This window comes from Haloarchaeobius marinus, from assembly GCF_051207415.1.
Classification (GTDB): Archaea; Halobacteriota; Halobacteria; order Halobacteriales; family Natrialbaceae; genus Haloarchaeobius.
The window spans coordinates 533766-556092 of the sequence record NZ_JBPKGD010000002.1; the positions used below are offsets into that span (position 1 = coordinate 533766).

The window sequence follows — 22327 nt, forward strand, 5'->3', positions numbered from 1 at the left end:
CGGCCTGCCGGCCCTACGCTTCGGGCGCGAACGCCGCCGAGAGCCGTCGGTCCGCCGCCGCCGCCGTCACGTCGCTGCGCCGGAACGTGACCGGGTCGTCGCCGCATCGGTCGACGACCCCGAGCCGGTCGAGGTGTTCGAGGTGGGCGAACGCCTCGCCGGCGCCGAACTTGACGTGGTAGCCCTCCATCTCGCCGAACAGGGTCCGCGCGAGGGTCCACGGCGTGACGGGACCCTCGCCGTCGAGGACCGTCACGACGCGCGACGACCGGTCGCGGTGGTGGGCGCGGAGCGTCCCGGTCCTGGGTTCGAGTTCGAACTCGGAGCCGTGGCCGGGGTGAGCGACCCGGACGCGGTCTTCGAGTCGCGAGAGCGTCTCTCGGTAGTCGGTCAACGGCGCTTCCTGTCGGGTGTCGCCGCCACCCACGTTCGGCGTACACGTCGTCAGGACGGCGTCGCCGACGAAGGCGTGGTCGTCGAGCACGAAGGCCGCGTGGCCCGCCGTGTGGCCGGGCGTGTGGAGCACCTCGACGCCCGCCACGGTGTCGCCGTCGGCGAGGGACCGGACGGGGAACGAGTCGGGGACGGGCGAGGGCGAGTCGAACTCGACGAGCGGTTCGACCCGGTCGTCCGGCACGCCCCAGCGTTCGAGCACGCGCGCGTCGCGTTCGAGTCTGCGCGCCCGCTCCGCAGCGTAGTCGCCGATCAGCGGTGCGTCGCGTTCGTGGAGCGCGAGCGTCGCGTCGGCCTCGGCGGCGAGTCGCGGGGCCGCCCCGACGTGGTCTGCGTGCCAGTGGGTCACGAGGACGTGGTCGACGCCGTCGACCCCGACGCCCGCGTCGTCGAGGCCCTCGCGCAACCGTCTCCACGCGCCGTCGCCCGGCGGGCCGGGGTCGACGACGAGTCCCCGGTCCGGGAGGACGTAGGCGCTGTTCCCGCCCTCCGGGCTTCCGCCCGACCCGGTCGTCACCGGAATCCGTCGTGCCTCTTGCATTCGACTGTCCGGGACGAGGCGTGGACGGCAAAAACGTGTTGCGCTCCCGGCGACGTCGCCCGCCGACCGGTCTACTCCAGTCTCGTGCCGTCACGGGGACAGTAGCTGTAGGAGTCGTCGGTCGTCCGGAACCCACAGGTCGGACACGACCGAACGCGCTCCGTCCCCGCCGCCGACCGGCCGCGACGGAACAGGAACGGGACGAACGGGACGAACAGGAAGAACACGACCGTCCCGAAGTACCGCCAGAGGACGATGCTGACGAGGAGACTGAGGAGGAACCCGACGACCGCAGTCGCCGTCCGGGAGTCGACCATGGGGTCCGTAGGGAGTCGCCCGACAAAAGTCGACGGGACCGGCGCCGGCCCCGTGGTCACTCGTCCTCGCCGACCGTCGCCTCCGCCTCCGGTTCGGCCCTGAGTTTCGACTCGGCCGGTTCGCCGGCCTCCGCCGTCTCCTGCAGACTGGTGAAGAACTTGTTGACGAGTCGGTTCGTGACGCCGCCGAGCGCTCGCTGCCCGAGACTGGCGATGAGTCCGGATACCTCGGCGGTCGCGGTCCACGCCGCGACCGTTCCACCGTCTTCGGACCGCTGGAGGTCCATGTGTGCCGCGGCGTCGAAGGCGTTCCTGCTGGCGTTCCCGACGGCGCTCATCTCCAGCGTCGACGGTTCGACGGCCTCGGTGACGACCACGTCGACGTCGAACGTGGGGCTGACGCTCCCGACCTTGACCGACATGACGGCCTCCAGTTCCGACGGCGAGTTCATCTTCAACTCCTTCATCCCGGGCGCGCAGTCGGCGATGACGTCCGGGTCGGTGAAGTAGGGCCACAGGTCCTCGGGCGGGATGTCGAGTTCGAACTCGCCCTCGAACTCTATCACGGCGCACCACCCGTGGCGCGGTCGTGTGCGGCCCGGATGGCCCGCTGGCTGTACTCGCTCGCGATCTCCAGTTTGAACTCGGTGTCTGCGTGCATCTCTTCGGATGGGTTGGCCGCCTCGCGCGCCGCGGCACCGGCCGCCGCGAGCGTCTCGTCAGTCAACGGTTCGTCTTCGATGGCCGCCTCCGCGTCGGGGACGTGCAACGGGACGTCGTCGGCGTTCGCCAGGGCGAGGTCGGCGCGTTCGACGACCGGTTCGTCGGCGTCGGGGTCGTCCACCGTGACCGCGGCGCCGGCCGAGAGCGTCGGCCACGTCTGGGACGCGCGCTTCAGTTCCTCGAACGCCATGCCCGTCCGGTCCGTGGGCCGTCGGTCGACCGAGACCGACTCGATGAGTTCGTCCTCGCCCCTGTCCGTGAACATGTACGCGATGAAGAAGTCCCTCGCGTCGACCGTTCGCGGCCCGTCGGGCGACCGCATCGTGATGCGCCCGTCGAGGGCGACGAGGACGGCGGGGTAGTTCCCCGCCGGGTCGGCCTCGCCGACGCTCCCCCCGAGCGTCCCGCGGTTCCGGACGCTCGGACCGGCGATCTGCTCGGCCGCCTGCGGGAACATCGGCGCGTGTTCGGCGAGTGCGCTGGAGCGCTCTACGTCCCGGTGGGACGTGAGCGCCCCGACGCGGACCTCGTCGTCTCCGACCTCGACGAAGTCGAGTTCGTCGAGTGCGTTCAGGTCGATGATGTGCTCGGGCGTCGCCAGTCGGTTCGACATCACGATGCCGAGGGACTGGTTGCCCGCCATGAACTCTGCTTCCTCCAGGTCGGTCGCGAGTTCGATGGCCTCGTCGACCGACTCCGGGCGGTGATACTGGAATTTCGCTGGTTTCATCTGTGTGCTGTGGCTGATTCGGCGCTCGTTCGACCCGTCGACGTTCGGAACCTGTACCCACGTATGACGGGGGACCGCGCTATTAAATCTTGGTGTGAATTCGCATGCCAGTATCCGGTAGCGGCGGTCGGGGTCCACCGGTTCACGTGTCGGCAGTCAACCTTTATCTACCCGCCACGTGTGTGTTCGCGCCATGCTCGACGGCTACGAGATGCACGACTTGACACAGCCCTGGTCGCAGGACACGCCCGCCTGGCCCACGTACGACAACCCGAAGGTCTGGTACGAGAAGAGTCTGGACACCGAGAAGGTCAACGGCCAGAAGATAGAGTTCATGAACCACACCGGGACGCACCTAGACGGCGAGAAGCACTTCATCGCCCACGGCCGCGACATCGAGTCCATGCCCCTGGACGAACTCGTCGGCGACGCCGTCGTCGCCGACATCTCTGACGAGGTGGGGGACTACGACGTCTACACGAGCGACATGATCGAGGACGTCTGCGACGTCCGCGAGGGTGACATCCTGTTCGTCCACACTGGCTACCAGAAGTACGCCTGGCACCGGGAGGAGGCCGACCCACACGCGTTCTTCTGCAAGCATCCCGGCCCCAACATGGAGTTCGCGGACTGGTGCAAGGAGATGGACCTCAACTACCTCGTCCTCGACTGCGGGAGCGCCGACCACCCGATGAACACGGTCGTCCGGGACGTCCGTCCCGAACTGGCGGCCGAGGCACGCGAGAAACTCGGCGTCGACGACCTGGACGAGATATTCCCGCCGGAGGGGTACCAGCTCATGCACACCGAACTGTTCCCCGAGGGCATCGTCCACGTCGAGAACGCACAGGTCCCCGAGGAACTGCTGAACGAGCGCTGCCAGATCGGGACGTTCCCGTGGCGGTTCCGGGGCGGCGAGTCCTCCGTCTCCCGGGTCGTCGCGTTCACCGAAGCCTGACGGGATTCTGGTCCCCGGTCAGCGATGGAAGTCGACCTGTCGCGGGCCCTCCTCGCGTCGTACCGTCGTCTCGGACGGCTCGGTCTCGGCGACTATCCGGCCCTCCTTGAGGACGAGCGTCCGGGGCGCGCGGGTCCGGAGCGCGTCGAACGCCGTCGGGCTATCGAACACCTGGACCGACCCCTCCGCACCTTCCTCGAGTCCGTACTCCTCGGCGCCGAACACGCTCGCGTTCGCGTGGGTGAGCATCCGCCAGAGCGTCTCGACGTCGTCACGCCCGTTCATGTGGGCGTAGTGGAGCAGGACGAACGCCGCGTCCAGGGGGTCGCCGCGACCGTAGTGGTACCACGGGTCCATCACGGAGTCGTGGCCGAGGCCGACGGTGACGCCGGCCTCGTGGAGTTCGTCGATGCGGGTGTGTCCCCGCCGCCGCGGGTAGTCGTCGTACCGGCCCTGTAGCACGGCGTTGTCGGGTGGGTTGGTGACGACTGAGAGTCCGCTCTCGGCGACGAGCGAGACGAGTTTGTCCGCGTAGGCGTTCGAGTACGAGTGCATCGCCGTGGCGTGGCTGGCGGTGGTCCGGTCGCCGAGGTCGCGCTTCAGGGCCTCGCTGGCGAGGACCTCGGTGAAACGCGACCCGGGGTCGTCCGTCTCGTCGATGTGGAGGTCCAGTGGGAGGTCGTGGCGCTCGGCCAGGTCGACCGCCGTCCGGACGTCCTTCACGCCGTCCTCGCGGGTGTGTTCGTTGTGCGGGATGCCGCCGACCACGTCGACGCCCATCTCGACCGCCTCGACCAGCAGGTCCTCGTGTCCGGGCGCGGTGAACACGCCGTCCTGGGGGAACGCGACGACCTGCAGGTCGACGACGTCGGCGACCTCCTCGCGCAGTTCGAGCAGCGCCTCGACGCCGGTCAGCGTCTCCTCGGTCGTGTCGACGTGCGTCCGGACCCGGGTGACCCCGCAGGCGGCCAGCCACTCCACGGTCTCGCTCGCCCTCGATTTGACGTCCCTGACGGTCAGGTCTCCCTTCCGTTCGGCCCAGATGCGGATGCCCTCCGCGAGCGTGCCCGGGTCGTTCCAGCGCGGTTCGCCCGCGGTGAGGGTCGCGTCGAGGTGGATGTGTGGTTCGGTGAACGTCGGCGCGACGAGTCGCCCGTTCGCGTCGAGGTGCCGGTCGGGGTCGACGGACTCCGGGTCGGCGGTCCCCGGCGGTCCGACGTGGGCGATCCGTCCGTCCCGGACGGCGACGTCGACCGGGTCGCCGGCGACCGTCGTCGCGTCCGTGATGACGAAGTGGGACATGCTCGTACCATGCGTCGGGACGGTCAAAATCGTTTGCTCGCCACGGGCAACGGGACCGGACTTCGGCGGTCGGGGCGTGGCCTACTTTGATAACCCGTGCCTGTCAAACCCAACCATGGCAACTGAAGACGAGGGATTCGACTGGCGACAGTTCGTCTTCGGCGACGAGGCGCTGCCGGACCCCGACTATCCGGTCGACCACGTCCCGAAGACCGAGCGAAAGGGACTCGTGAGCATCTCGGCCGTGTTGCTCGGCTTCGTGTTCTTCGCGGGCACGATGTGGGCCGGCGCGGAGGTCGGTGCGGCGATGGGCTTCGGGTCGATGCTCACCGCGATGACGGTCGGATACGCCATCCTCGGCGTGTACGTGGCGACGCTGTGTGCCATCGCGGCGAAGGCGGGGCTGACGACCGTGCTGCTTTCGCGGTACACCTTCGGCAGACTGGGCGCGAAGTGGGCGGACCTCCTGCTCGGGGGCACGCAGGTCGGCTGGTTCGGCGTGACCATCCCCCTCATCGCCGTGCCGACCGCACAGTACCTGGGTATCGAGACGCCGACGTTCGTGTCGGCGCTCATCGTCCTCTGGGGCGTGTTCCACCTGGCGACCGCCTACTTCGGCTACGCGGGGATGGAGAAACTGTCGTACGTCGCCGTCCCGCTGCTGTTCGTCGTCGGCACGCTCTCCATCGTCCTCGCGGTCGGCGAGGTGGGCGGCGTGGACGGACTCATGGCGCAGGTCGGCGGCGGCGAGATGACCTTCGGTGTCGCAGTCACCATCGTCGTGGGGACGTTCATCAGCGGCGGCACGCAGGCCCCGAACTGGGCGCGCTTCGCGCGGAACAGGTCGGTCGGGTTCTGGGCCGGTCTCATCGCGTTCCTGGTCGGCAACGGCTTCCTGTTCTTCTCCGGGGCCATCGGCGGGTCGGTCTACGACGTCCAGCCAGCAGGCGACCTCTACGCGGTGCTGACCGCGCAGGGACTCGCGCTCGTCGGACTCGTCGCCCTGATATTCAACATCTGGACGACCAACGACAACGCCGCGTACGCCTTCGGCGTCGCCGGCGCCGAGGCGTTCGACTTCGACCGCAAGCGACCGTTCATCCTGGTCGGCGGGACCATCGGCATCCTGCTGGCGCTGGTCGGCGTCGACGACCTGCTCATCCCGTGGCTGGCGACGCTCGGGCAGTACGTCCCGCCCATCGGCGGCGTCATCATCGCCGACTTCCTGCTCGTCTGGGGCCTCGACGCGATACCCCGGATGGACGACGTCGAGTTCACCGACGTTCGCTGGTCGGCCATCGTCGCCTACGCAATCGGGTGCGTCGTGGCCATCCTGACCGCCGGGTCGGTGGCCCCCGGGGTCCCTGCCCCGCAGGTGCTCCCCGGCATAACGTCGCTGAACGGCATCGTCGCCGCGGGCCTGTTCCACCTGGCGGCGGTCTACCTGTTCGAGAAGCGCGGTCTCCTGCCCTCCCACGACGTACCGGAGGACGCAGAGATGGTCTAGCTGGCGGTTCCGCGAGAGCGTGGCCGCCGGGTCAGACCTCGCCCTGGTCCGGGGCGGACTGACGACGTTCCTCGGTCGCCGCCGTCGCCATCGGTTCGTCGCCCTCGGGCAGGACGGCGTTGAGGACGAGGGCCGTGATGCCGCCCGCGATGAGGCCGGACCCGACCAGGACGCGGAGGTCCGACGGGACGTTCTGCAGGACGTCGGACTGCACCTCGACGCCGACGCCGAGGACGAGCGACGCCGCGATGATGGTGAGGTTGCGCTGGTTCAGCGTCGCGCCACGCGAGATGATTCGGAGGCCGATGGAGATTATCATGCCGAAGAGGACGATGGCCGCGCCGCCGAGCACCGGTGCCGGCATCGCCGCGACGACGGCGGCCACCTTCGGGATGAACCCGAGGACGACCAGGAAGACGCCCGTGATACCGACGACGAACCGACTGGCGACGCCGGTGAACCCGATGAGGCCGACGTTCTGGGAGAACGAGGTGTTCGGGAAGGCGTTGAACACGGCGGCGAACGCGCTCATCACCCCGTCGGCGATGAGTCCACCCTCCACCTCGTCCCCGGTGGGGTCGCGGCCGACGGCCTCGGTGGTCCCGGAGATGTCGCCGATGGTCTCCATCGACGTGATGATGTAGGCGAACGCGACGACGAGAATGGCGCTGGGTTCGAACTCGAGGCCGTAGGCCAGCGGCGTCGGCACCGATATCCAACCGGCCTCGGCGACGCTGGACAGGTCGAGGATGCCGAGGGGAATCGCGGCCAGGTAGCCGACGACGACCGCGACGAGGACGGCAGCAGCCCGGAGGAACCCGCTGAAGAACTGGTTCAGGACGACGGCGACGACGAACACGAGGCCCGCCAAGCCGAGGTTCTCCATGCTCCCGTACGTCGGTGCCCCCGGCCCACCCGCCGAGTACTGCATGGCGACGGGTATCAGGGTCAAGCCGACGAGCATGACGACGATGCCGGTCACGAGCGGCGGGAACAGGTCCTCGACCTCGTCGAAGTAGTGGCCGATGAGCACCTCGACGGGTGCGGCGACGAGGACCGCACCGAAGATGGCGGCCAGTCCGAACTCGTTCCCGATACTGATGAGCGGCGCGACGAAGATGGCGCTCGTCCCCATGACGATGGGCAACCGGGCACCGACGGGTCCGAGCGGGTACACCTGGACGATGGTCGCGATGCCGGCGACGAGCAGCGCCATCTGGACGATGAACTGCTGGTCTGCCGGGCCGAGACCGATGGCCCCCGCGATGACCAGCGGGAGCGCCACCGTGGAGAGGAACATCGCGAACAGGTGCTGCAGGCCGAGGGGAATCGCCTCCTCGAGACCCGGGTTGTCCTCGATTCCGTACTCTATCAGTCCACCACTGGACGATTCACGTGATTCGGTAGCGTCACTCATGCCACGGTCCACGCAGGGGGGCATCATAAATATTCATCCGGAACCACGGTGGTCCGAACGGACGCTACGAGTGAACTACCCCTGCCTACTCGCCGCCTTCGGCAGCTCCTTGAGGGAGGGGGCTTAGCGCCTGCTAACAGCTAACTGGGTGGCGTCCGACCCACGACACATGTCGACGATGAACGCAGTCGTACTCGACGAGTGGGGCGGCGCGCTGGCGGTCGAGACGGTCGAGCGACCCGATCCGGGGCCGGGTGACCTCCGCGTCGACGTCCGGGCGTGCGGCGTCACCCGGACGGTCGAGAACGCCGTCCAGGGCGGCCTCTCGGCCGACCCGGACCTCACGCCCCGGGTTCCCGGCCACGAGTTCGCCGGCGTCGTCGACGCGGTCGGGGCGGACGTCGACGGGTTCGCCGTCGGCGACCGGGTCGTGGCGTACTTCTATCTCACCTGCGGACGGTGCGACGCCTGCCGACGGGGGGACACCAACCAGTGCACCGACTTCGGTGGCTGGTACGGCGTCGACCGCGACGGTGCCTACGCGGAGTCGGCCGTCCTCCCGGCGGCGAACGCGCTCCCGTTGCCCGACGCCGCCTCCTTCGCCGAGGGTGCGGTCGCCGCGGACGGCGTCGCCACGCCCGTCCACGTCTGCGAGCGCGCCGACGTCCGCGACGACGACACCGTCCTCGTCCTCGGCGGGGCGGGCCGTATCGGGTACCACCTCGTACAGGTGGCGGGACTCCGCGGCGCGCACGTCGTCGCGGCCGACGTCGTCGACGACAGACTCGCCCACGCGGAAACGGCCGGGGACCACGTCACGGCGGTCGACGCGTCGCGGGACGATTTCGCGGCCGCCATCCGGGATGCGACCCCCTACGGAGACGGCCCGTCCGTCGTCGTGGACACCGTCGGCGACCTCGACACGCTACGCGAGGCGTGGACCGCACTGGAGATGGGCGGGCGATTCGTCTCGCTGACGACCCACCACGACCGGACCTTCGACCCGCCGATGAAGGAGTACGTCGTGAAGGAGGCGTCGTTCGTCGGGTCGCGGTACGCGACGAAGGACGAGGTGGTACGCGCCGCCCGGCTGGTCGCGGACGGCCGCGTCGAGGCCGACGTCGGCGACCGACTGGCTCTCGCCGACGTTCCGGACTACCACCGTCGCCTCCGGGCCGGACGGACCGCCGGGATGGGCGTGCTCGAACCGTAACCGATGGCGTCGCTGACACAGGACCGGTCGGTCTCGGGGGACCGGTCGACGACCGACGGCGTCCCGGCAGGTGCGGTGCTCGCCCTCGGGACGGGGCTGTTCGGCCTGGGACTGACCGTCGGCGGCTACGGCGCGCTCGTCCCCGTGCTGGTCGACGCCGGCGTCCCGGCGGCGACGGCAGGGGCCGGGACGAGCCTCTTCCTGCTCGGGCAGGCCGTCGCCGTCCTGCCGGCCGACCGCATCGGTCGCCGGGTCGCCCCGCGGACGATAGCCAGCGCCGGGTTCCTCGTCGCGGCCGTCGGGGCGGCGATGCTCGCGACGCCGACGCTCGCGACCGCGCTCGTGTCGCGGGTACTGGTCGGACTCGGACAGGGTGCAGCGTTCGTCGCGGCGATGACGCACGTCGGGCGACGCACGACGGGCGCCGACACCGCGACGGCACAGGGACTGCTCGGTGCCGGGTTCACGCTCGGCTTTGCGGTCGGACTGGCGGCCACGCCGACTGCCATAGCTACGGTGGGCCCGCTGGTCCCGGCGGTCGTCTCGGCGGTCGTCGCCGGGGTCGGGGCCGCCGGGTCGCTTCGACTCCCATCGAGCGGGGAGGCGTCGGTCCCGTCGCTGCTGGCGTACGTCCGGGCGCTCCAGACGCCGGTCGCGGCGACGCTCGCCCTGGGGAACGCCGTCACCTTCGGGTTCCTCATGGTCGCCGGGACCTGGTACGCGGACCTGCTCTCAGGGTCGTCCATCCCGACGACGGCGGCCCTCGTCGGCTTCGCACTGGCGACCGTGGCCGGGCGCGCGGTCGGTGGTGTGCTCGCCGCCCGGTTCGGCGACGCCGCGACGGTCGGCTGGTCCTTCGTCGGTCAGACGGTCGTCCTCGCCGGGACCGCCGTCGCCATCGCAGCCGACAGGCCACTGCTCCTCGCCGCCGGCGTCGTCCTCACCGGCCTGGGCTTCGGCGTCCCGTTCGGGCCGCTGTTCGCGCTGGCGTTCACCGAGATCGCCCCGGACCCCGGCGTGACCCTCGTCGGGATGCTGGTCGTCGGGAACCTCGCGGCCCTCGTCTACCCGTGGCTCGTCGGCCGGTTGCTCACCGACACCGGGTCGTTCGCCGTCGGCATCGGCGCGATGGCCGTCTCGGTGGGCCTCGCGAGCGTGCTCTGGCTGGCGACCGTCGGGACCGGGTCGTCCGGAGCGTGACCGCCGTCGCTAACGCTAACTATCAGGCCCCCGTCACCCGAACCAGGCACGATGGAGTGGCACACCGAGCAGCGAGAGGCGGTGTACGACGAACTCGACACCTCGGAGGCTGGTCTCACCGGGGACGAGGCGGCCCGGCGACTCGAGGACGTCGGGCCGAACGAGATACAAACCGAGGAGCGTCGTGGCCCGCTCCGGGTCTTCCTCGCGCAGTTCTCAAGCGCGCTCATCTGGGTCCTGCTCGTCGCCGCGGGGCTCTCTGTCGCCGTCGGCCACACCGTCGACGCCGTCCTCATCGGCATCATCCTGCTGGCGAACGGGATATTCGGGTTCGTCCAGGAGTACCGCGCCGAGCAGAGCCTCGAAGCGCTCCGCGAGATGGCAGCGCCGGACGTCGTGGTCCGACGCGACGGGGAGGAGACGACCATCGCCGCCACCGGACTCGTCCCAGGGGACGTGATACTGCTCGAACAGGGCGACGTCGTCCCGGCGGACGCCCGGTTGGTCGACGGACGCTCCCCGGAACTGGACGAGGCGCCGCTGACGGGCGAGAGCGTCCCCGTCTCGAAGTCGACCGAGCCACTGCCGTCGGAGACACCGCTTGCGGAGCGCGCCAACATGCTCTACCGCGGGACGAACGTGACCCGCGGTCGGGCAGTCGGCGTCGTCGTCACCACCGGGATGGAGACGGAGATGGGGGCCATCGCCACAGAACTGCTCAGCGCCGAGGACCCGCGGACGCCCCTCCAGCGGAGTCTGGACACGCTGGGGCGTCGACTCGGTATCGGCGTCATCGGACTCGCCGCCATCGTCGTCCCGTTCCTCGTCCTCGGCGGGACGTCGCTGGTGCAGGCCGGACTCACGGCCATCTCGCTCGCCGTCGCCGCCATCCCCGAGGGGTTGCCGGCCATCGTCACGCTGACGCTGGCGCTCGGCGTTCGGCAGATGGCCGACGAGAACGCACTGGTCCGTCGGCTCCCCGCCGTCGAGGCGCTGGGGGCCGTCGACGTGGTCTGCACCGACAAGACGGGGACCCTGACCGAGGGCGAGATGCGCGTCCAGCGTGGCTGGGTGTACGACGCCACGGTCGCCCTCGGCGAGGGCGACGACGGGAGCACGGACGGTGACGACAGGGTAGAGCGCCTCCTCGAGATCGGCGCTGTCTGCAACGACGCCACGGCGGAGTCGGGCGACCCGACCGAACGCGCACTGGTCGTCGCCGCCGAGGACCACGGCATCGACGTCTCCGCACTCCGGGACCGGCGGGAGCGCGAGGACGAGGTCCCGTTCTCGTCCCAGCGAAAGCGCATGGCGACGGTCCACGACGGGGTGGTCTACGTGAAGGGTGCGCCCGAGGTCGTACTCGACCGGTCGACCCGCGTCCTCACCGACGACGGCCCGGTCGAACTGGACGAGGCGGGCAGGGCACGCGTCGAGGAGGAGGTCGAGGACTTCGCGAACGACGCGCTCCGGGTACTCGCGTTCGCCTACAAGGAGACCGACGACGAGGGGGGTACCGAGGAGAACCTCGTCTTCGTCGGGTTACAGGGACTGCGGGACCCGCCCCGCGAGGAGGTCGCCGACGCCATCGACGAGACCCACCGCGCCGGCATCGACGTGAAGATGATAACCGGCGACAACGCCCTGACGGCGCGAGCCATCGCGACCGAGATCGGCATCGACTCGGACGTGATGACCGGGAGCGAGGTGGCCGACGTCGACGACGAGACGCTTCGCCGGCGCGTCGAGGAGGTGGACGTCTTCGCCCGGGCGGAACCGGTCCACAAGGTCAGCATCCTCCAGGCGCTCCAGGCGAACGGGTACTCCGTGGCGATGACCGGCGACGGCGTCAACGACGCACCGGCGCTGAAGAACGCAGACGTCGGCATCTCGATGGGCATCCGTGGGACCGACGTCGCGAAGCAGGCCAGCGACATCATCCTGCTCGACGACAACTACGCGACGATACGCAACGCCATCAGGCGCGGGCGGAAGATATTCGACAACATCTGGAAGTTCGTCGCGTACCTGCTGAGCGCGAACGCGGCCGAGGTCGCCCTCGTCTTCATCGCGTCGCTGTTCGGCTACCTGATACTGCCCGCCGTCCAGTTGCTGTGGATAAACCTCCTCACCGACGGCCTGCCGGCGCTCGCGCTCGGCACGGACCCCGCGGGCGACGTGATGAACCGCGAACCCCGGGAGCGCGACACCGGCATCGTCGACCGCGACATGCTCTCGCTCGTCGTCGGCGCGGGACTCGTCGTCACCGCCGTCATGCTCGGGTTGACGTTCTACACGCTCGACGGTGCGCCGTCGGTCACCCCCTACGCGATGACGATGGTGTTCACCGGGTTCGTCGTCTTCGAGTTCCTGAAACTGTACGTCGTTCGCTGGGTGCGAGACACGCCCGTCGTCTCGAACCCGTGGCTGGCCCTCTCCGTCGTCGCCTCGCTCGTGCTCCACCTGTCGGTGCTGTACACGCCGCTCAGCCAGTACTTCGGGACGGTCCCGCTCTCGACCAGCGACTGGAGCGTACTCGGGGCGGCGCTCCTCGTCGGGTTCCCGCCGCTGCTCGCTGTCGGGTGGCTGGTGAAGCGACGAGGGCCGGCCACGGAGGCCGGCGAGGCCCGACCCGGCCTCACCCCGGCAGAACGAGGTTGACGAGGGCGACGACGAGGCCGGCCAGTCCCATGCGGAGCGCGGAGACGTACCACCGCTGGCCGGATATCGACCCCATGTACGCACCGAAGACGGCGAGGATGCCGATGCCCAGGGAGACGCCGACGACTGCGGCCTCGGCCATCGTGAGCGTCGTCCCCTCGAACAGGAACGGGACGAGCGGGACGAGGATGCCGATGAGGGGACCGAGACCACTCATGATGGCGTGCAGGAGTCGTGCACCGGCCTGTTCGCGCTGGATTCGCGTGTCGTCAAGGTCGGTGAGCATCGCCCGCTCGATGCGTAGAATCTCGGCACGGGTCTCTGCGCGTTCTATCTCCCAGACGCTCCAGACGGCCGAGGTGCCGAGTCCGACGGCGGCCCCGAGTCCGATCTTCACGACGGTCAGGCCGTCCGGGACGCCCGAGAGGACGGACCCGACGACGATGCCGATGCTCGTGAGCGTCCCGTCGAAGCCGTTCGAGATGAAGTACCGGCGGGAGATGGCCCTGACGTCCTCCTTCGCGAGCAGTCTCCTGAGACGCGTTCTGATGGAACTCACAGTCCGTCCTGAGGCGTCCGTCGGTCCTCGACGATGGTCTCCCCGCACGCGACCTCGTCGACCGAGTGAACCGTCGCACCGAGGGACTCTACCTCCTCACGAATCGTCTCGTATTCGAGGCTTGCCCCCTCGAAGGTGAGCTTCACGTTCTGGACCTGCTGGTCGAGTTCGAGGAGCGAGGCCGTGACGCCGTCGATGCCATCGACGTCGGTCAGTTGCTGGGTGAACGTCACCAGCGGGGGTTCGTGCGGTTTCAGTACGTCGATGACCAGTCGGCGGACGGGAGCCATGCCTCGACGTTGGGCGGAGACGTAGTAAAAAGATGGTCCCGTCAGTCCGTCGGCTGGACCGGGAGTTCGATATGCGTCGGGTTGTCCGCCTCGTGGTAGAAGGTGTTCTCCGCGACGCGGTATCCCTCGCCACCGGCAGAGCCGTGCTCCGTCGACCCGGCGCCCGCGTCGCTCGCGGAGACGCCGTACAGGGGACCGCCGGTGTTGTGGTTCACGTCGAAGCGCGGCCAGTTCGACGAGGAGACGTCGAGTCTGATGCGGTGGCCGGCGTCGAACCGGTTGGCGGTGTCGTACGGTTCCATGTAGAACTCGTACACCTCGCCGGCGTCGAGCAGGTCCGGTTCGTCACGGTAGCCCCGGTATCGCCCGCGACAGATGGAGTCCGAGAGGTTGAGGGCGTAGCCGTCCGGGTAGTCCTCGCTCTCGGGATACTCGTCGACGAGTTTCGCGGTGAAGTCGGTGTCCGGGCCGTCGGTCGACCCGTAGACGCGGACGCGGATGGGTCCGGCTATCTCGACCGGTTCCTCGAGGGGCGGGGTCCGGAAGACCTGCACGTCGTCGCGGTCGGCCAGCGGGCCGTACGGGGCGCTCGCGCCGAAGGTATCCTCGTCGGTACGCTGGTCGTAGCCACCTCGGCCGGCGAAGTCGATGACGTTCCGGTCGCCCAGGGGGTACGCGCCGACCGGTTCCTCGCGGGGTTCGTACGTGAGGTACGAGGAGGTGTTGCCGCCGATGGTCGGAACGGGGTCCTCCGGGTCGAACTCGTACGTCGTCGCGGAGTCGGTGGCGGTCGGTTCGTCCGTCGAGAGGGTCCCGTCGCCGTGGGCGTAGAACCTCGTCGTCGTGGTGCCGGCGGGCGGCCACTGGTCGGCCTGTCGCCACTCGCCGCCGTGGAACAGGTTACCCTCGTCGGTCATGTGACCGTCGCCGGTGCCCATCAGGAAGTACTCCACTGGTGGCTGGTCGTCCCAGGTGTCCTCGCCCCGGAGGTAGTGGTCGAAGAAGCGCAGTCGCGTCTCGCGGTACTTCCGGGTGGCGTCCGGTCCGAACGCGAGGTCGCCGGCCGTCGGGTGCTCCCACGTCAGCGGCGGGAACAGCAGGGCCTCGCTGTGGTCGTGGCCGCCCGGGAGCCTGGCGAGGTGGGTCCACGGCCCCATCAGCAGGTAGTGGTCGCTGTCCTTGCACTCGGAGAGCGCGACGAAGTTGTCGCAGGTCGCGCCCGTGTAGGAGTCGTACCAGCCGCCGGAGTAGACCGTCGGCACGTCCGCGCTCTCGTCGTAGTAGCGCTCGAAGTTGACGCCGGGGTTCTGCCAGAGGTCGTCGCTGGCGCTGCCGGACTCCATGATGTCGAACGCCCACTCCTCGTACCGGGGGAGCGTCGCGAGTGCGGATTCGCCGCGCTCGACGGGGCCGTCCAGCAGCACCTCCCGGAAGTCGACGTCGGCGAACACCTGCTGGACGGCGGGGTCAGCAAGTGACTCGTGGGCGAAGCCGGCACCGAGGGTGAACGCCCACGAGAGCCAGCGCTGTTCGAACGCACCGTTGTGCCGGAACGTCTTCTCGCGGCCGTTCGCGGCCCCCATGTTGACGAACATCCCGGCGAGGCCGTCGGGGTCCTGCGTCGCCAGGGCGTTCTGGACCCACGCGCCGTAGGAGGTGCCGAGGGTCACCACCCGCCCGTCGCAGTACGGCTGGTCGGCGAGCCACTCCACGGTGTCGGCCCCGTCCTCGGCCTCGTTGACGTGGATGTAGAAGTCGCCCTCGCTGTCGAACCGGCCCCTGACGTCCTGGATGGCGATGACGTAGCCCCGCGACGCGTACCACTCCCCGTGGCGGGTCCGGCCGCCGGTCTTGTCGTAGGGGGTCCGGTCGAGGATGACGGGCCGGGGGTCGTCGACAGGGTCGCGCGTCTCCGGGTCCGCCGGCCGGTAGACGTCGGTCGCGAGTCGGGTCCCGTCGCGCGTCTCGACCATGACGTCCAGGTCGGCGTGGACGGCGTATCGTGGCTCGGCTGTCATATGCTCACACACCGTCACTCCCGCCAAATAGATTGCCCCTCCACCGGGGTGACGACGCCGTCGACGGTGATGGTGGCCGGTCATCGCCCGCCGAGACGAAATCGACGGCCGTCTCAGCGACGTGACGACGCGGACTGACGACACATTTAATAGATAGGTTTCTGATTACAGGGGTATAGTGTGGGGGCTGACATCACGTCACACTATTGGAGGTAGGACATGACAGACGACAACAATCCAGACGACACGGACGATATTGAAAACGTCGTGACACCAGAGGGACCGCCTGACGTTGCAGGGGGTGCAGAACAGTCCGACTTCGTCGAGTACGGTATCGACGACAAGCCACCGCTGGTAGAGTCGATATTCCTCGGCCTACAGCACTACCTGACGATGATCGGCGCGACAATCGCCATCCCTCTCGTGCTCGCGGGCGCGATGGGGATGCCGGCGGGGGTGACGGCGAAACTCGTCGGGACGTTCTTCGTGGTATCCGGCATCTCGACGCTGGCACAGACGACACTCGGGAACCGCTACCCCATCGTCCAGGGCGGGACGTTCTCGATGCTGGCCCCGGCGCTCGCCATCATCGGCGTCATCGCCAGCACCGGCGGCGGCTGGGAGACGATGATACTCGAGCTACAGGGCGCGGTCATCGTGGCCGGACTCGTCGAGGTGCTCATCGGGTACTTCGGCGTCATGGGCTGGCTCAAACAGCACATGGGCCCCATCGTCATCGCCCCCGTCATCGCACTCATCGGGCTCGCACTGTTCAACGTCCCACAGATAACGTCGGCGACGCAGGACTGGTGGCTCCTGGGACTGACGGTATTCCTCATCGTGCTGTTCTCCCAGTACCTCAACGACTACAACCGAGCCTTCCGGCTGTTCCCGGTCCTGCTCGGAATCGTCGCGGCGTGGGGCATCGCGGCGCTCCTCTCCGTGACCGGCATCTACGCGTCCGGCGCGCCGGGCTACGTCGACTTCGGGGCCGTCGCGAACGCCCAGCCGGTGTTCGCAATCTACCCGTTCCAGTGGGGGATGCCGCAGTTCACCGGGTCGTTCGTCATCGGGATGTTCGCCGGCATGCTCGCCTCGGTCATCGAGAGCTTCGGTGACTACCACTCCGTCGCCCGCATGGCGGGCAAGGGCGCACCGAGTGCACGGCGCATCAACCACGGCATCGGCATGGAGGGCATCGGCAACACGTTCGCCGGCATCATGGGCACCGGGAACGGGTCGACGTCCTACACGGAGAACGTCGGTGCCATCGGCATCACCGGCGTCGCCTCCCGGTACGTCGTCCAGATCGGGGCCATCGTGATGCTCGTCGTCGGGTTCGTCGGCTACTTCGGCCAGCTCGTCGCGACCATCCCGACCCCCATCGTCGGCGGACTGTTCCTGGCGATGTTCGGGCAGATCGCGGCGGTCGGGCTCTCGCAGCTGAAGTTCGTTGACCTCGACAAGAACCGCAACGTGTTCATCATCGGCATCGCGCTGTTCGCCGGGCTAGCGATTCCGGCGTACATGGGCAACGTGGGCGGTGCTACCGCGTTCCAGGAGGGACTGGCGGCCGAACCCATCTTCAGCCTGTTCGCGGTCGAGGTACTCGGCTTCGACATCCTCGGCATCATCGCCACGACCACCTTCGTCATCGGTAGCACGGGGATGGCCGTCGGCGGCATCATCGCCTTCGTCCTCGACAACACGATTCCCGGGACCAGGGAGGAGCGCGGCCTGACCGCCTGGGAGGACATCACCGAGGCGGACGAGGAGTTCAGGTCGTTCTGGGACCGCGTGGGCGAGGCCGAGGAGGAACGGCCCACCCCGGGTGGTGACTGACGAGCAGAGACCACCCCGAGCGACCGGACCGACGCTGTTTCTTTCGACGACGCCTCGACCACAACAGTCAGGGTGCTGGCGGTCACCCGGACGCACATGGACGCGGCGGACATCGAATCGGACCTCGAGTACCGGGGTGCGCTACGCGGCGGCGGGTGGGTCGGCGTCACGCCGGACCGCCTCGTCGTCGCCCACCCCGGCGAGGACGCGGTCTACGTCGACTACGACGACGTGGCGACCATCCGCGTCGAACCGATAGACTGGTTCCTCGTCGTGATGAGTCTCGCGCTCGTCGGGTTCGGCCTGCTCTCGCTCCAGCGGAACCTGCTCGGCGGGGTCGCCTTCGCCGTCGCCGGGGGCATCAGCCTCTACTTCACCTACGGTCGCCGGGGACGCGTCAACGTCTCGGCAGAGGGTGAGTCGAAGACGCTGAAGTTCTTCCCGGAGGACGTCGACGAACTGAAGCGCGCGCTGGACCCCTACGTCGAGGGGTCCGCGGGATGGGAGCGCGAGGACTGACACGGCGTCGTCGGGACCGTGCCAACCGTTATCGGGGCGGGCGCCGAAGGCGGCGGTATGACGGACCACGACGCCCGCCGGGGCGATTTCAGACCCGACGGCGGGGCCACCGACCACGACGACATGCTCTGGCGCACGGACGCCGTCGACCGGGTGCTCGCGCTCCGCGACGAGTTCTTCGAGACGCTCGACGCCGAACCCGTCCCGCTGGACGCCGTCGCCGGGAGGGTGCTCGCGTCGGCGGTCGAGGCGCCGGCCGACGTGCCCGCCCGCGACCACGCGACGATGGACGGGTTCGCGTTCGGCGCGGCCGACGACTACCCCCTCACGGTCCGCGAGCAGGAGGTCTTCCCGGAGGACGACCCGCCGGCACTCTCGCCCGGCGAGGCGGTCCGCATCGCCACCGGTGCACCCCTGCCGGAGGGCGCCGACGTGGTCCTCAAGCGCGAGGAGGCGACCGTCTCCGACGGGGACCTTCGCGGCCCCGACGTCGAAGCCGGGACGTACGTCTACGAACGTGCCAGCAACGTCGCCGCCGGCGAGACGCTGTTCGACGCCGGCGACCGCCTCTCGCCGAAGGACGCCATCCTGCTCGGTGACGTAGGCGTCGAGTCCGTGCCGGTCCGAACGCGCCTCTCGGTCGGCGTCGCCGCGACCGGAACCGAGATTCACGAGGGTCGACAGTCCGACCTCGACTCGAACATGCTCGCCGGACTGGTCCGCTCGTGGGGCCACGACGCGACCTACGAGGGGTCGACCCCCGACGAGTACGAGGTGGTCCGGTCGCTCGTCGAACGCGTCGCCCGGGAGCACGACGTGGTGATGACGACTGGCGGGACCAGCGTCGGGCACAAGGACCACGTCGTTCGGGCGCTGGCGGACCTCGGCGAGGTGCTGTTCCACCGGGTGCGTATCCGACCCGGGAAGCCCATCGCGGTCGCCCGACTCCCCGAGCAAGACGCCGTCGCGTTCGCCATCCCCGGCAAACCGGTCGGCGCACACACGGTGACCAGCCTCGTCGCGAGACCGTTCTTCGTCGGACCGAGCGCGACCCGCGCCGGCGAGGCGGCCGTCGACGCCACGCTCTCGACCGACGTGGGCCTCGGCCCGGAGGGGTTCGAGTACGCCGTGCCGGTCACGCTCTCGGACGGGCGGGCGACGCCCCTCGGCCACGTCGACTCGCCCCTGGCCGTGTACGAGGACACCTACGACCCGAGCGTGCTCTCGTCGTCGACGCGGGCGACCCGTGCCGATGGCGTCGTCGTCACGACCGGGGCGCTCTCGGCCGGTGAGACGGTGGCCGTCGTCCCCTACGAGGCGCTGGAGGGGTAGGCGACGGGTCAGGGCGGCGTCGACGGGGGCGTCCGCGAATCGAGCGCGGCCGTCGCCTCCCCCAGTAGCCACTCCAGGCTGTCGCCGAACCGCTGGACGTGCGTGTACTTCAGCACGTGGTCGGCGGCCTCGAACTCGGCCGGCGTGAAGAACCGGGCGTCGGTCGCGTCGGACGCGGCCTCGACGGTCCCGGTCGTCTCGTCCCGGTGGACCGCGTAGTCGATGCCGACCATGTACTGCTCCTCGACCGGTTCCCCCGCCTCGTCGAAGAAGTACGTGAGGTCGCCGGGGTCGACGGTGAGTCCCGTCTCCTCGGCCAGTTCGCGGGCCACGCCCTCCCGTGGCGTCTCCCCGAGTTCCATCCGCCCGGACGGGAGTTTCCACTCGCCGGGACTCCGGAAGTCCTCGACGAGGAGCACCGCGTCGTCGTCGACGACGGCGGCGCTCCCGCCCGGCGTCGGGTTGTAGAACACGTAGTCCTCGCACGAGTCGCACCGGTAGACCACCGACGTCTCGACGACGTCGTGCATCGGCGAATCGACGGGCGTGACAGCCGTGCCGCAGTACGGGCAGTACTCTGGTGGCTGGTTCATCGTTAACATACTGCAGGTCGACGTGGGTGATAGTCCTGTCGTCGAAACTATCGTGATAGAACGCCCTGCGAGCCGATATCGGCTGTTTGACTGGTCCCACGACCGGACTGGTCGGGCCAGTCCCCACCGGTAGTGTTCAGATTAGCTGATTCCATGCGAAGGCGAACGCTTGCAACCAATTTTCGACAGTCTCTGCGTGAGCATGGCTGAAACAGTTTGAGAACTGGTTTGTTCTGCGTTTTACTTCTCTAAAGACACGTTCGACGCTATTTCGATTCCCATGTGTTTCCTGCTGGAATCGGAGTCCGTGACGGTGACAGGCCGCTTGCAACCACGGTGCACCGTCGACGAGAAAGACTGCATCGTCGACGAGATGTTTCTCGCGGAGTTCGGAAAGGAACATCTCGGTGAGCGCTTGTGTTCTTGTCGGATAGAGGCGGACGTGCAGCAAGCGGTTCGTTGCAGGATCGACGGCAGCGTACAGCCAATATCGCTCATCGTTCAGCTGGATCACGGTCTCGTCGACCGCAACGTGATCCGGGTCTGCATCGTCTGTGGGCTGTAAATCAGCTTTCTGCACCCAGTTGTGGACGGTTGAGCGGCAACGGTCGACACCCAATTCATCGAGGATAGAGACTGTATCAGAAAGTGACATCCCAGCCAGATGAAGTCGGATACCGAGCTTCATCGCGGGCTCGGGTGTCGCTTCTCGCTCCAGAAAGTCTAACTCGAAGCAGTCGCTAGCACCGATGAGGCGGTCGATTTCTGGCATGGACACCTAGAAATTCCACCGCCTCGTTCTTCAGACCTTATCTGAACACCGCCGTCCCCACCCGGGCGAAGCTTTTTGCGCCCTGACGACGCGGAGTGATAGCATGGACCCAGAAGGCCCGATACTCGACGACGTCACCGTCCTCGACCTTACGACGTTCGTCACCGGCGGGTTCTGCTCGCTGATGCTCGCCAACCAGGGGGCCGACGTCGTCAAGGTCGAACGGCCGGGCGTCGGCGACGACAACCGACACTCGGGACCGCCGTTCATCGACGGCGAGTCGCCGTACTTCTGGACCGTCAACTACGGCAAGCGAAGCGTCGAACTGGACCTGAAGAGCGAGGAGGGCCTGGCCGCGCTCTACGACCTCGTCGAGGAGGCGGACGTGTTCATCCAGAACTACCGGCCCGGCACCGCAGAGAAACTCCACGTCGACGAGGCGTCCATCCGCGACGTGCGGGACGACGTCGTCTACTGCGCCATCTCGGCGTTCGGCCAGACCGGCCCGTGGAGCAAGCGCCCCGGTTACGACCTGCTCATCCAGGGCATGAGCGGTATCATGAGCGTCACGGGCGAGGCCGACGGCCGACCGGTGAAGGTCGGGCTTCCACAGACCGACCTCATCACCGCGATGTGGGCCGCCTTCGGCATCACGGCGGCGCTCTACCGGCGCGAGCAGACGGGGAAGGGTGAGTACATCGACCTCGGTATGCTGGACGCGACGCTGCCGTGGCTGACGAAGCAGGCCGGCAAGGTGTTCGCCGGAGAGGAGCCGAAGCGCATGGGCACGAAGGACCCCGTGCTCGCGCCGTACCAGACGTTCGAGACGGCGGACGGCTACCTCAACGTCGCCTGCCTGAACCAGAAGCTCTGGCGGGGACTCTGTGCCGCACTCGACCGGCCGGACCTGGTCGAGGACGACCGGTTCGAGACGAACGCCGACCGCGTGACGAACATGGCGGCGCTGGAGGGCGAACTCGAGGCGGAGTTCACGAAACGGACGACCGAGGAGTGGATGGACGTGCTCGTCGAGGAGGCCGGCATCCCCGCCGGCCCGGTCAACGACCCGGAGGACGCGCTCTACAACGAACAGACGGCGGCCCGGGACGTGGTCACCGAGCTGACCGACGGCGACAGGACCGTCCCGGTCGTCGAACACCCCCTTAACTTCGAACACGCCGAGAGCGGGTTCGACCGACTCCCGCCGCGACTCGGCGAGCACACCCGCGAGGTGTTCCGCGAGGTCGGGTACGACGAGGAGACGCTCGACAGACTGGCAGACGCGGGCGCGTTCGGCGACCCCGAGTGACGGTAAGACGCCGTTTTCGACGATAGCGCTGAAATAACAATAGCCGCAGGCCGTCTCCAACCCCCGAGAGG

20 protein-coding genes are annotated in these 22327 nt (G+C 68.5%); 9 read left to right on the forward strand and 11 right to left on the reverse strand.

What is annotated here, in order from left to right:
- Positions 1-13: 13 nt before the first annotated feature.
- From ACSC1W_RS08760 to ACSC1W_RS08775, 4 genes are all read right to left on the reverse strand, one after another.
- The gene (locus ACSC1W_RS08760) at positions 14-994 is read right to left on the reverse strand and encodes an MBL fold metallo-hydrolase (RefSeq protein ID WP_435346705.1); all 981 of its coding nucleotides are present in this window, start codon (positions 992-994) and stop codon (positions 14-16) included.
- A 71-nt stretch (positions 995-1065) separates the two neighbouring features.
- A complete protein-coding gene (locus tag ACSC1W_RS08765) occupies positions 1066-1311 on the reverse strand; it encodes a hypothetical protein (RefSeq protein WP_435346707.1) in 246 nt (81 codons plus the stop codon).
- Between the two features lie 56 nt (positions 1312-1367).
- Entirely contained in the window at positions 1368-1877 is a 510-nt protein-coding gene (locus tag ACSC1W_RS08770; RefSeq protein ID WP_435346709.1) for an SRPBCC family protein, read from the reverse strand.
- Positions 1874-2764 (reverse strand): FAD binding domain-containing protein, encoded by an 891-nt coding sequence (locus ACSC1W_RS08775; protein WP_435346710.1) that lies wholly within the window; start codon positions 2762-2764, stop codon positions 1874-1876. Before ACSC1W_RS08775 ends, ACSC1W_RS08770 begins: the two co-directional genes overlap by 4 nt.
- Before the next feature lie 193 nt (positions 2765-2957).
- Here ACSC1W_RS08775 and ACSC1W_RS08780 point away from each other — a divergent pair, with 193 nt between their 5' ends.
- The gene (locus ACSC1W_RS08780) at positions 2958-3722 is read left to right on the forward strand and encodes a cyclase family protein (RefSeq protein WP_435346711.1); all 765 of its coding nucleotides are present in this window, start codon (positions 2958-2960) and stop codon (positions 3720-3722) included.
- 18 nt (positions 3723-3740) lie between these two features.
- Here ACSC1W_RS08780 and ACSC1W_RS08785 read toward each other — a convergent pair whose 3' ends face one another.
- On the reverse strand, positions 3741-5024 hold the full coding sequence (locus ACSC1W_RS08785; protein ID WP_435346713.1) for a cytosine deaminase: 1284 nt from the start codon (positions 5022-5024) through the stop codon (positions 3741-3743).
- Between the two features lie 115 nt (positions 5025-5139).
- Here ACSC1W_RS08785 and codB point away from each other — a divergent pair, with 115 nt between their 5' ends.
- Positions 5140-6531: a cytosine permease gene (gene codB, locus ACSC1W_RS08790; RefSeq protein WP_435346715.1), complete on the forward strand. Its 1392-nt coding sequence runs from the start codon at positions 5140-5142 to the stop codon at positions 6529-6531.
- A 31-nt stretch (positions 6532-6562) separates the two neighbouring features.
- Here codB and ACSC1W_RS08795 read toward each other — a convergent pair whose 3' ends face one another.
- Positions 6563-7948 (reverse strand): uracil-xanthine permease family protein, encoded by a 1386-nt coding sequence (locus tag ACSC1W_RS08795; RefSeq protein WP_435346718.1) that lies wholly within the window; start codon positions 7946-7948, stop codon positions 6563-6565.
- A gap of 169 nt (positions 7949-8117) precedes the next feature.
- On the opposite strand from ACSC1W_RS08795, the gene ACSC1W_RS08800 reads away from it, so the two are divergent.
- Genes ACSC1W_RS08800 through ACSC1W_RS08810 form a run of 3 tightly spaced genes read left to right on the forward strand, consistent with a single transcriptional unit; the run spans position 8118 to position 13022 of the window.
- Positions 8118-9161 (forward strand): alcohol dehydrogenase catalytic domain-containing protein, encoded by a 1044-nt coding sequence (locus tag ACSC1W_RS08800; RefSeq protein ID WP_435346719.1) that lies wholly within the window; start codon positions 8118-8120, stop codon positions 9159-9161.
- 3 nt (positions 9162-9164) lie between these two features.
- Positions 9165-10361: an MFS transporter gene (locus ACSC1W_RS08805; protein WP_435346720.1), complete on the forward strand. Its 1197-nt coding sequence runs from the start codon at positions 9165-9167 to the stop codon at positions 10359-10361.
- A gap of 51 nt (positions 10362-10412) precedes the next feature.
- A complete protein-coding gene (locus ACSC1W_RS08810) occupies positions 10413-13022 on the forward strand; it encodes a cation-translocating P-type ATPase (protein WP_435346722.1) in 2610 nt (869 codons plus the stop codon).
- On the opposite strand, the gene ACSC1W_RS08815 is transcribed toward ACSC1W_RS08810, so the two are convergent.
- The 3 genes from ACSC1W_RS08815 to ACSC1W_RS08825 are packed head-to-tail and all read right to left on the reverse strand — an operon-like array spanning position 13000 to position 15889.
- Positions 13000-13581, reverse strand: a complete 582-nt coding sequence (locus ACSC1W_RS08815; protein ID WP_435346724.1) for a VIT1/CCC1 transporter family protein — start codon at positions 13579-13581, stop codon at positions 13000-13002. The two genes, ACSC1W_RS08810 and ACSC1W_RS08815, sit on opposite strands and share 23 nt — an antisense overlap.
- A complete protein-coding gene (locus ACSC1W_RS08820; protein ID WP_435346726.1) occupies positions 13578-13871 on the reverse strand; it encodes a DUF211 domain-containing protein in 294 nt (97 codons plus the stop codon). The genes ACSC1W_RS08815 and ACSC1W_RS08820 overlap by 4 nt, the downstream gene beginning before the upstream one ends.
- A 41-nt stretch (positions 13872-13912) precedes the next feature.
- Positions 13913-15889, reverse strand: coding sequence for a CocE/NonD family hydrolase (locus ACSC1W_RS08825; protein ID WP_435346727.1), 1977 nt, complete (start codon positions 15887-15889; stop codon positions 13913-13915).
- A gap of 219 nt (positions 15890-16108) precedes the next feature.
- Here ACSC1W_RS08825 and ACSC1W_RS08830 point away from each other — a divergent pair, with 219 nt between their 5' ends.
- The 3 genes from ACSC1W_RS08830 (at position 16109) to ACSC1W_RS08840 (ending at position 19582) form a co-directional block, all read left to right on the forward strand.
- Complete coding sequence (locus ACSC1W_RS08830; RefSeq protein WP_435346729.1) at positions 16109-17731, forward strand: uracil-xanthine permease family protein; 1623 nt, start codon at positions 16109-16111, stop codon at positions 17729-17731.
- 96 nt (positions 17732-17827) lie between these two features.
- Positions 17828-18250 (forward strand): hypothetical protein, encoded by a 423-nt coding sequence (locus ACSC1W_RS08835; protein ID WP_435346731.1) that lies wholly within the window; start codon positions 17828-17830, stop codon positions 18248-18250.
- Positions 18251-18307: 57 nt separating this feature from the next.
- Positions 18308-19582: a molybdopterin molybdotransferase MoeA gene (locus ACSC1W_RS08840; protein ID WP_435346733.1), complete on the forward strand. Its 1275-nt coding sequence runs from the start codon at positions 18308-18310 to the stop codon at positions 19580-19582.
- Positions 19583-19590: 8 nt separating this feature from the next.
- Here ACSC1W_RS08840 and ACSC1W_RS08845 read toward each other — a convergent pair whose 3' ends face one another.
- Positions 19591-20175 (reverse strand): NUDIX domain-containing protein, encoded by a 585-nt coding sequence (locus tag ACSC1W_RS08845; RefSeq protein ID WP_435346735.1) that lies wholly within the window; start codon positions 20173-20175, stop codon positions 19591-19593.
- Between the two features lie 136 nt (positions 20176-20311).
- Positions 20312-20947 carry an IS6 family transposase gene (locus tag ACSC1W_RS08850; protein WP_435346737.1) on the reverse strand — a complete coding sequence of 212 codons (636 nt, stop codon included), beginning with the start codon at positions 20945-20947 and terminating at the stop codon, positions 20312-20314.
- Positions 20948-21050: 103 nt separating this feature from the next.
- Between ACSC1W_RS08850 and ACSC1W_RS08855 the strand changes: the two genes are divergently transcribed.
- On the forward strand, positions 21051-22256 hold the full coding sequence (locus ACSC1W_RS08855; protein ID WP_435346738.1) for a CaiB/BaiF CoA transferase family protein: 1206 nt from the start codon (positions 21051-21053) through the stop codon (positions 22254-22256).
- Positions 22257-22327 lie beyond the last annotated feature (71 nt).

What these genes read in the sequence shown, in the direction of transcription:
- ACSC1W_RS08760 (WP_435346705.1), bottom strand. Translation starts at nt 994, where the DNA reads ATGCAAGAGGCACGACGGATTCCGGTGACGACCGGGTCGGGCGGAAGC.
- ACSC1W_RS08765 (WP_435346707.1), bottom strand. Translation starts at nt 1,311, where the DNA reads ATGGTCGACTCCCGGACGGCGACTGCGGTCGTCGGGTTCCTCCTCAGT.
- ACSC1W_RS08775 (WP_435346710.1), bottom strand. Translation starts at nt 2,764, where the DNA reads ATGAAACCAGCGAAATTCCAGTATCACCGCCCGGAGTCGGTCGACGAG.
- ACSC1W_RS08780 (WP_435346711.1), top strand. Translation starts at nt 2,958, where the DNA reads ATGCTCGACGGCTACGAGATGCACGACTTGACACAGCCCTGGTCGCAG.
- ACSC1W_RS08785 (WP_435346713.1), bottom strand. Translation starts at nt 5,024, where the DNA reads ATGTCCCACTTCGTCATCACGGACGCGACGACGGTCGCCGGCGACCCG.
- codB (WP_435346715.1), top strand. Translation starts at nt 5,140, where the DNA reads ATGGCAACTGAAGACGAGGGATTCGACTGGCGACAGTTCGTCTTCGGC.
- ACSC1W_RS08795 (WP_435346718.1), bottom strand. Translation starts at nt 7,948, where the DNA reads ATGAGTGACGCTACCGAATCACGTGAATCGTCCAGTGGTGGACTGATA.
- ACSC1W_RS08800 (WP_435346719.1), top strand. Translation starts at nt 8,118, where the DNA reads ATGTCGACGATGAACGCAGTCGTACTCGACGAGTGGGGCGGCGCGCTG.
- ACSC1W_RS08805 (WP_435346720.1), top strand. Translation starts at nt 9,165, where the DNA reads ATGGCGTCGCTGACACAGGACCGGTCGGTCTCGGGGGACCGGTCGACG.
- ACSC1W_RS08810 (WP_435346722.1), top strand. Translation starts at nt 10,413, where the DNA reads ATGGAGTGGCACACCGAGCAGCGAGAGGCGGTGTACGACGAACTCGAC.
- ACSC1W_RS08820 (WP_435346726.1), bottom strand. Translation starts at nt 13,871, where the DNA reads ATGGCTCCCGTCCGCCGACTGGTCATCGACGTACTGAAACCGCACGAA.
- ACSC1W_RS08825 (WP_435346727.1), bottom strand. Translation starts at nt 15,889, where the DNA reads ATGACAGCCGAGCCACGATACGCCGTCCACGCCGACCTGGACGTCATG.
- ACSC1W_RS08830 (WP_435346729.1), top strand. Translation starts at nt 16,109, where the DNA reads ATGACAGACGACAACAATCCAGACGACACGGACGATATTGAAAACGTC.
- ACSC1W_RS08835 (WP_435346731.1), top strand. Translation starts at nt 17,828, where the DNA reads ATGGACGCGGCGGACATCGAATCGGACCTCGAGTACCGGGGTGCGCTA.
- ACSC1W_RS08840 (WP_435346733.1), top strand. Translation starts at nt 18,308, where the DNA reads ATGACGGACCACGACGCCCGCCGGGGCGATTTCAGACCCGACGGCGGG.
- ACSC1W_RS08845 (WP_435346735.1), bottom strand. Translation starts at nt 20,175, where the DNA reads ATGAACCAGCCACCAGAGTACTGCCCGTACTGCGGCACGGCTGTCACG.
- ACSC1W_RS08850 (WP_435346737.1), bottom strand. Translation starts at nt 20,947, where the DNA reads ATGCCAGAAATCGACCGCCTCATCGGTGCTAGCGACTGCTTCGAGTTA.
- ACSC1W_RS08855 (WP_435346738.1), top strand. Translation starts at nt 21,051, where the DNA reads ATGGACCCAGAAGGCCCGATACTCGACGACGTCACCGTCCTCGACCTT.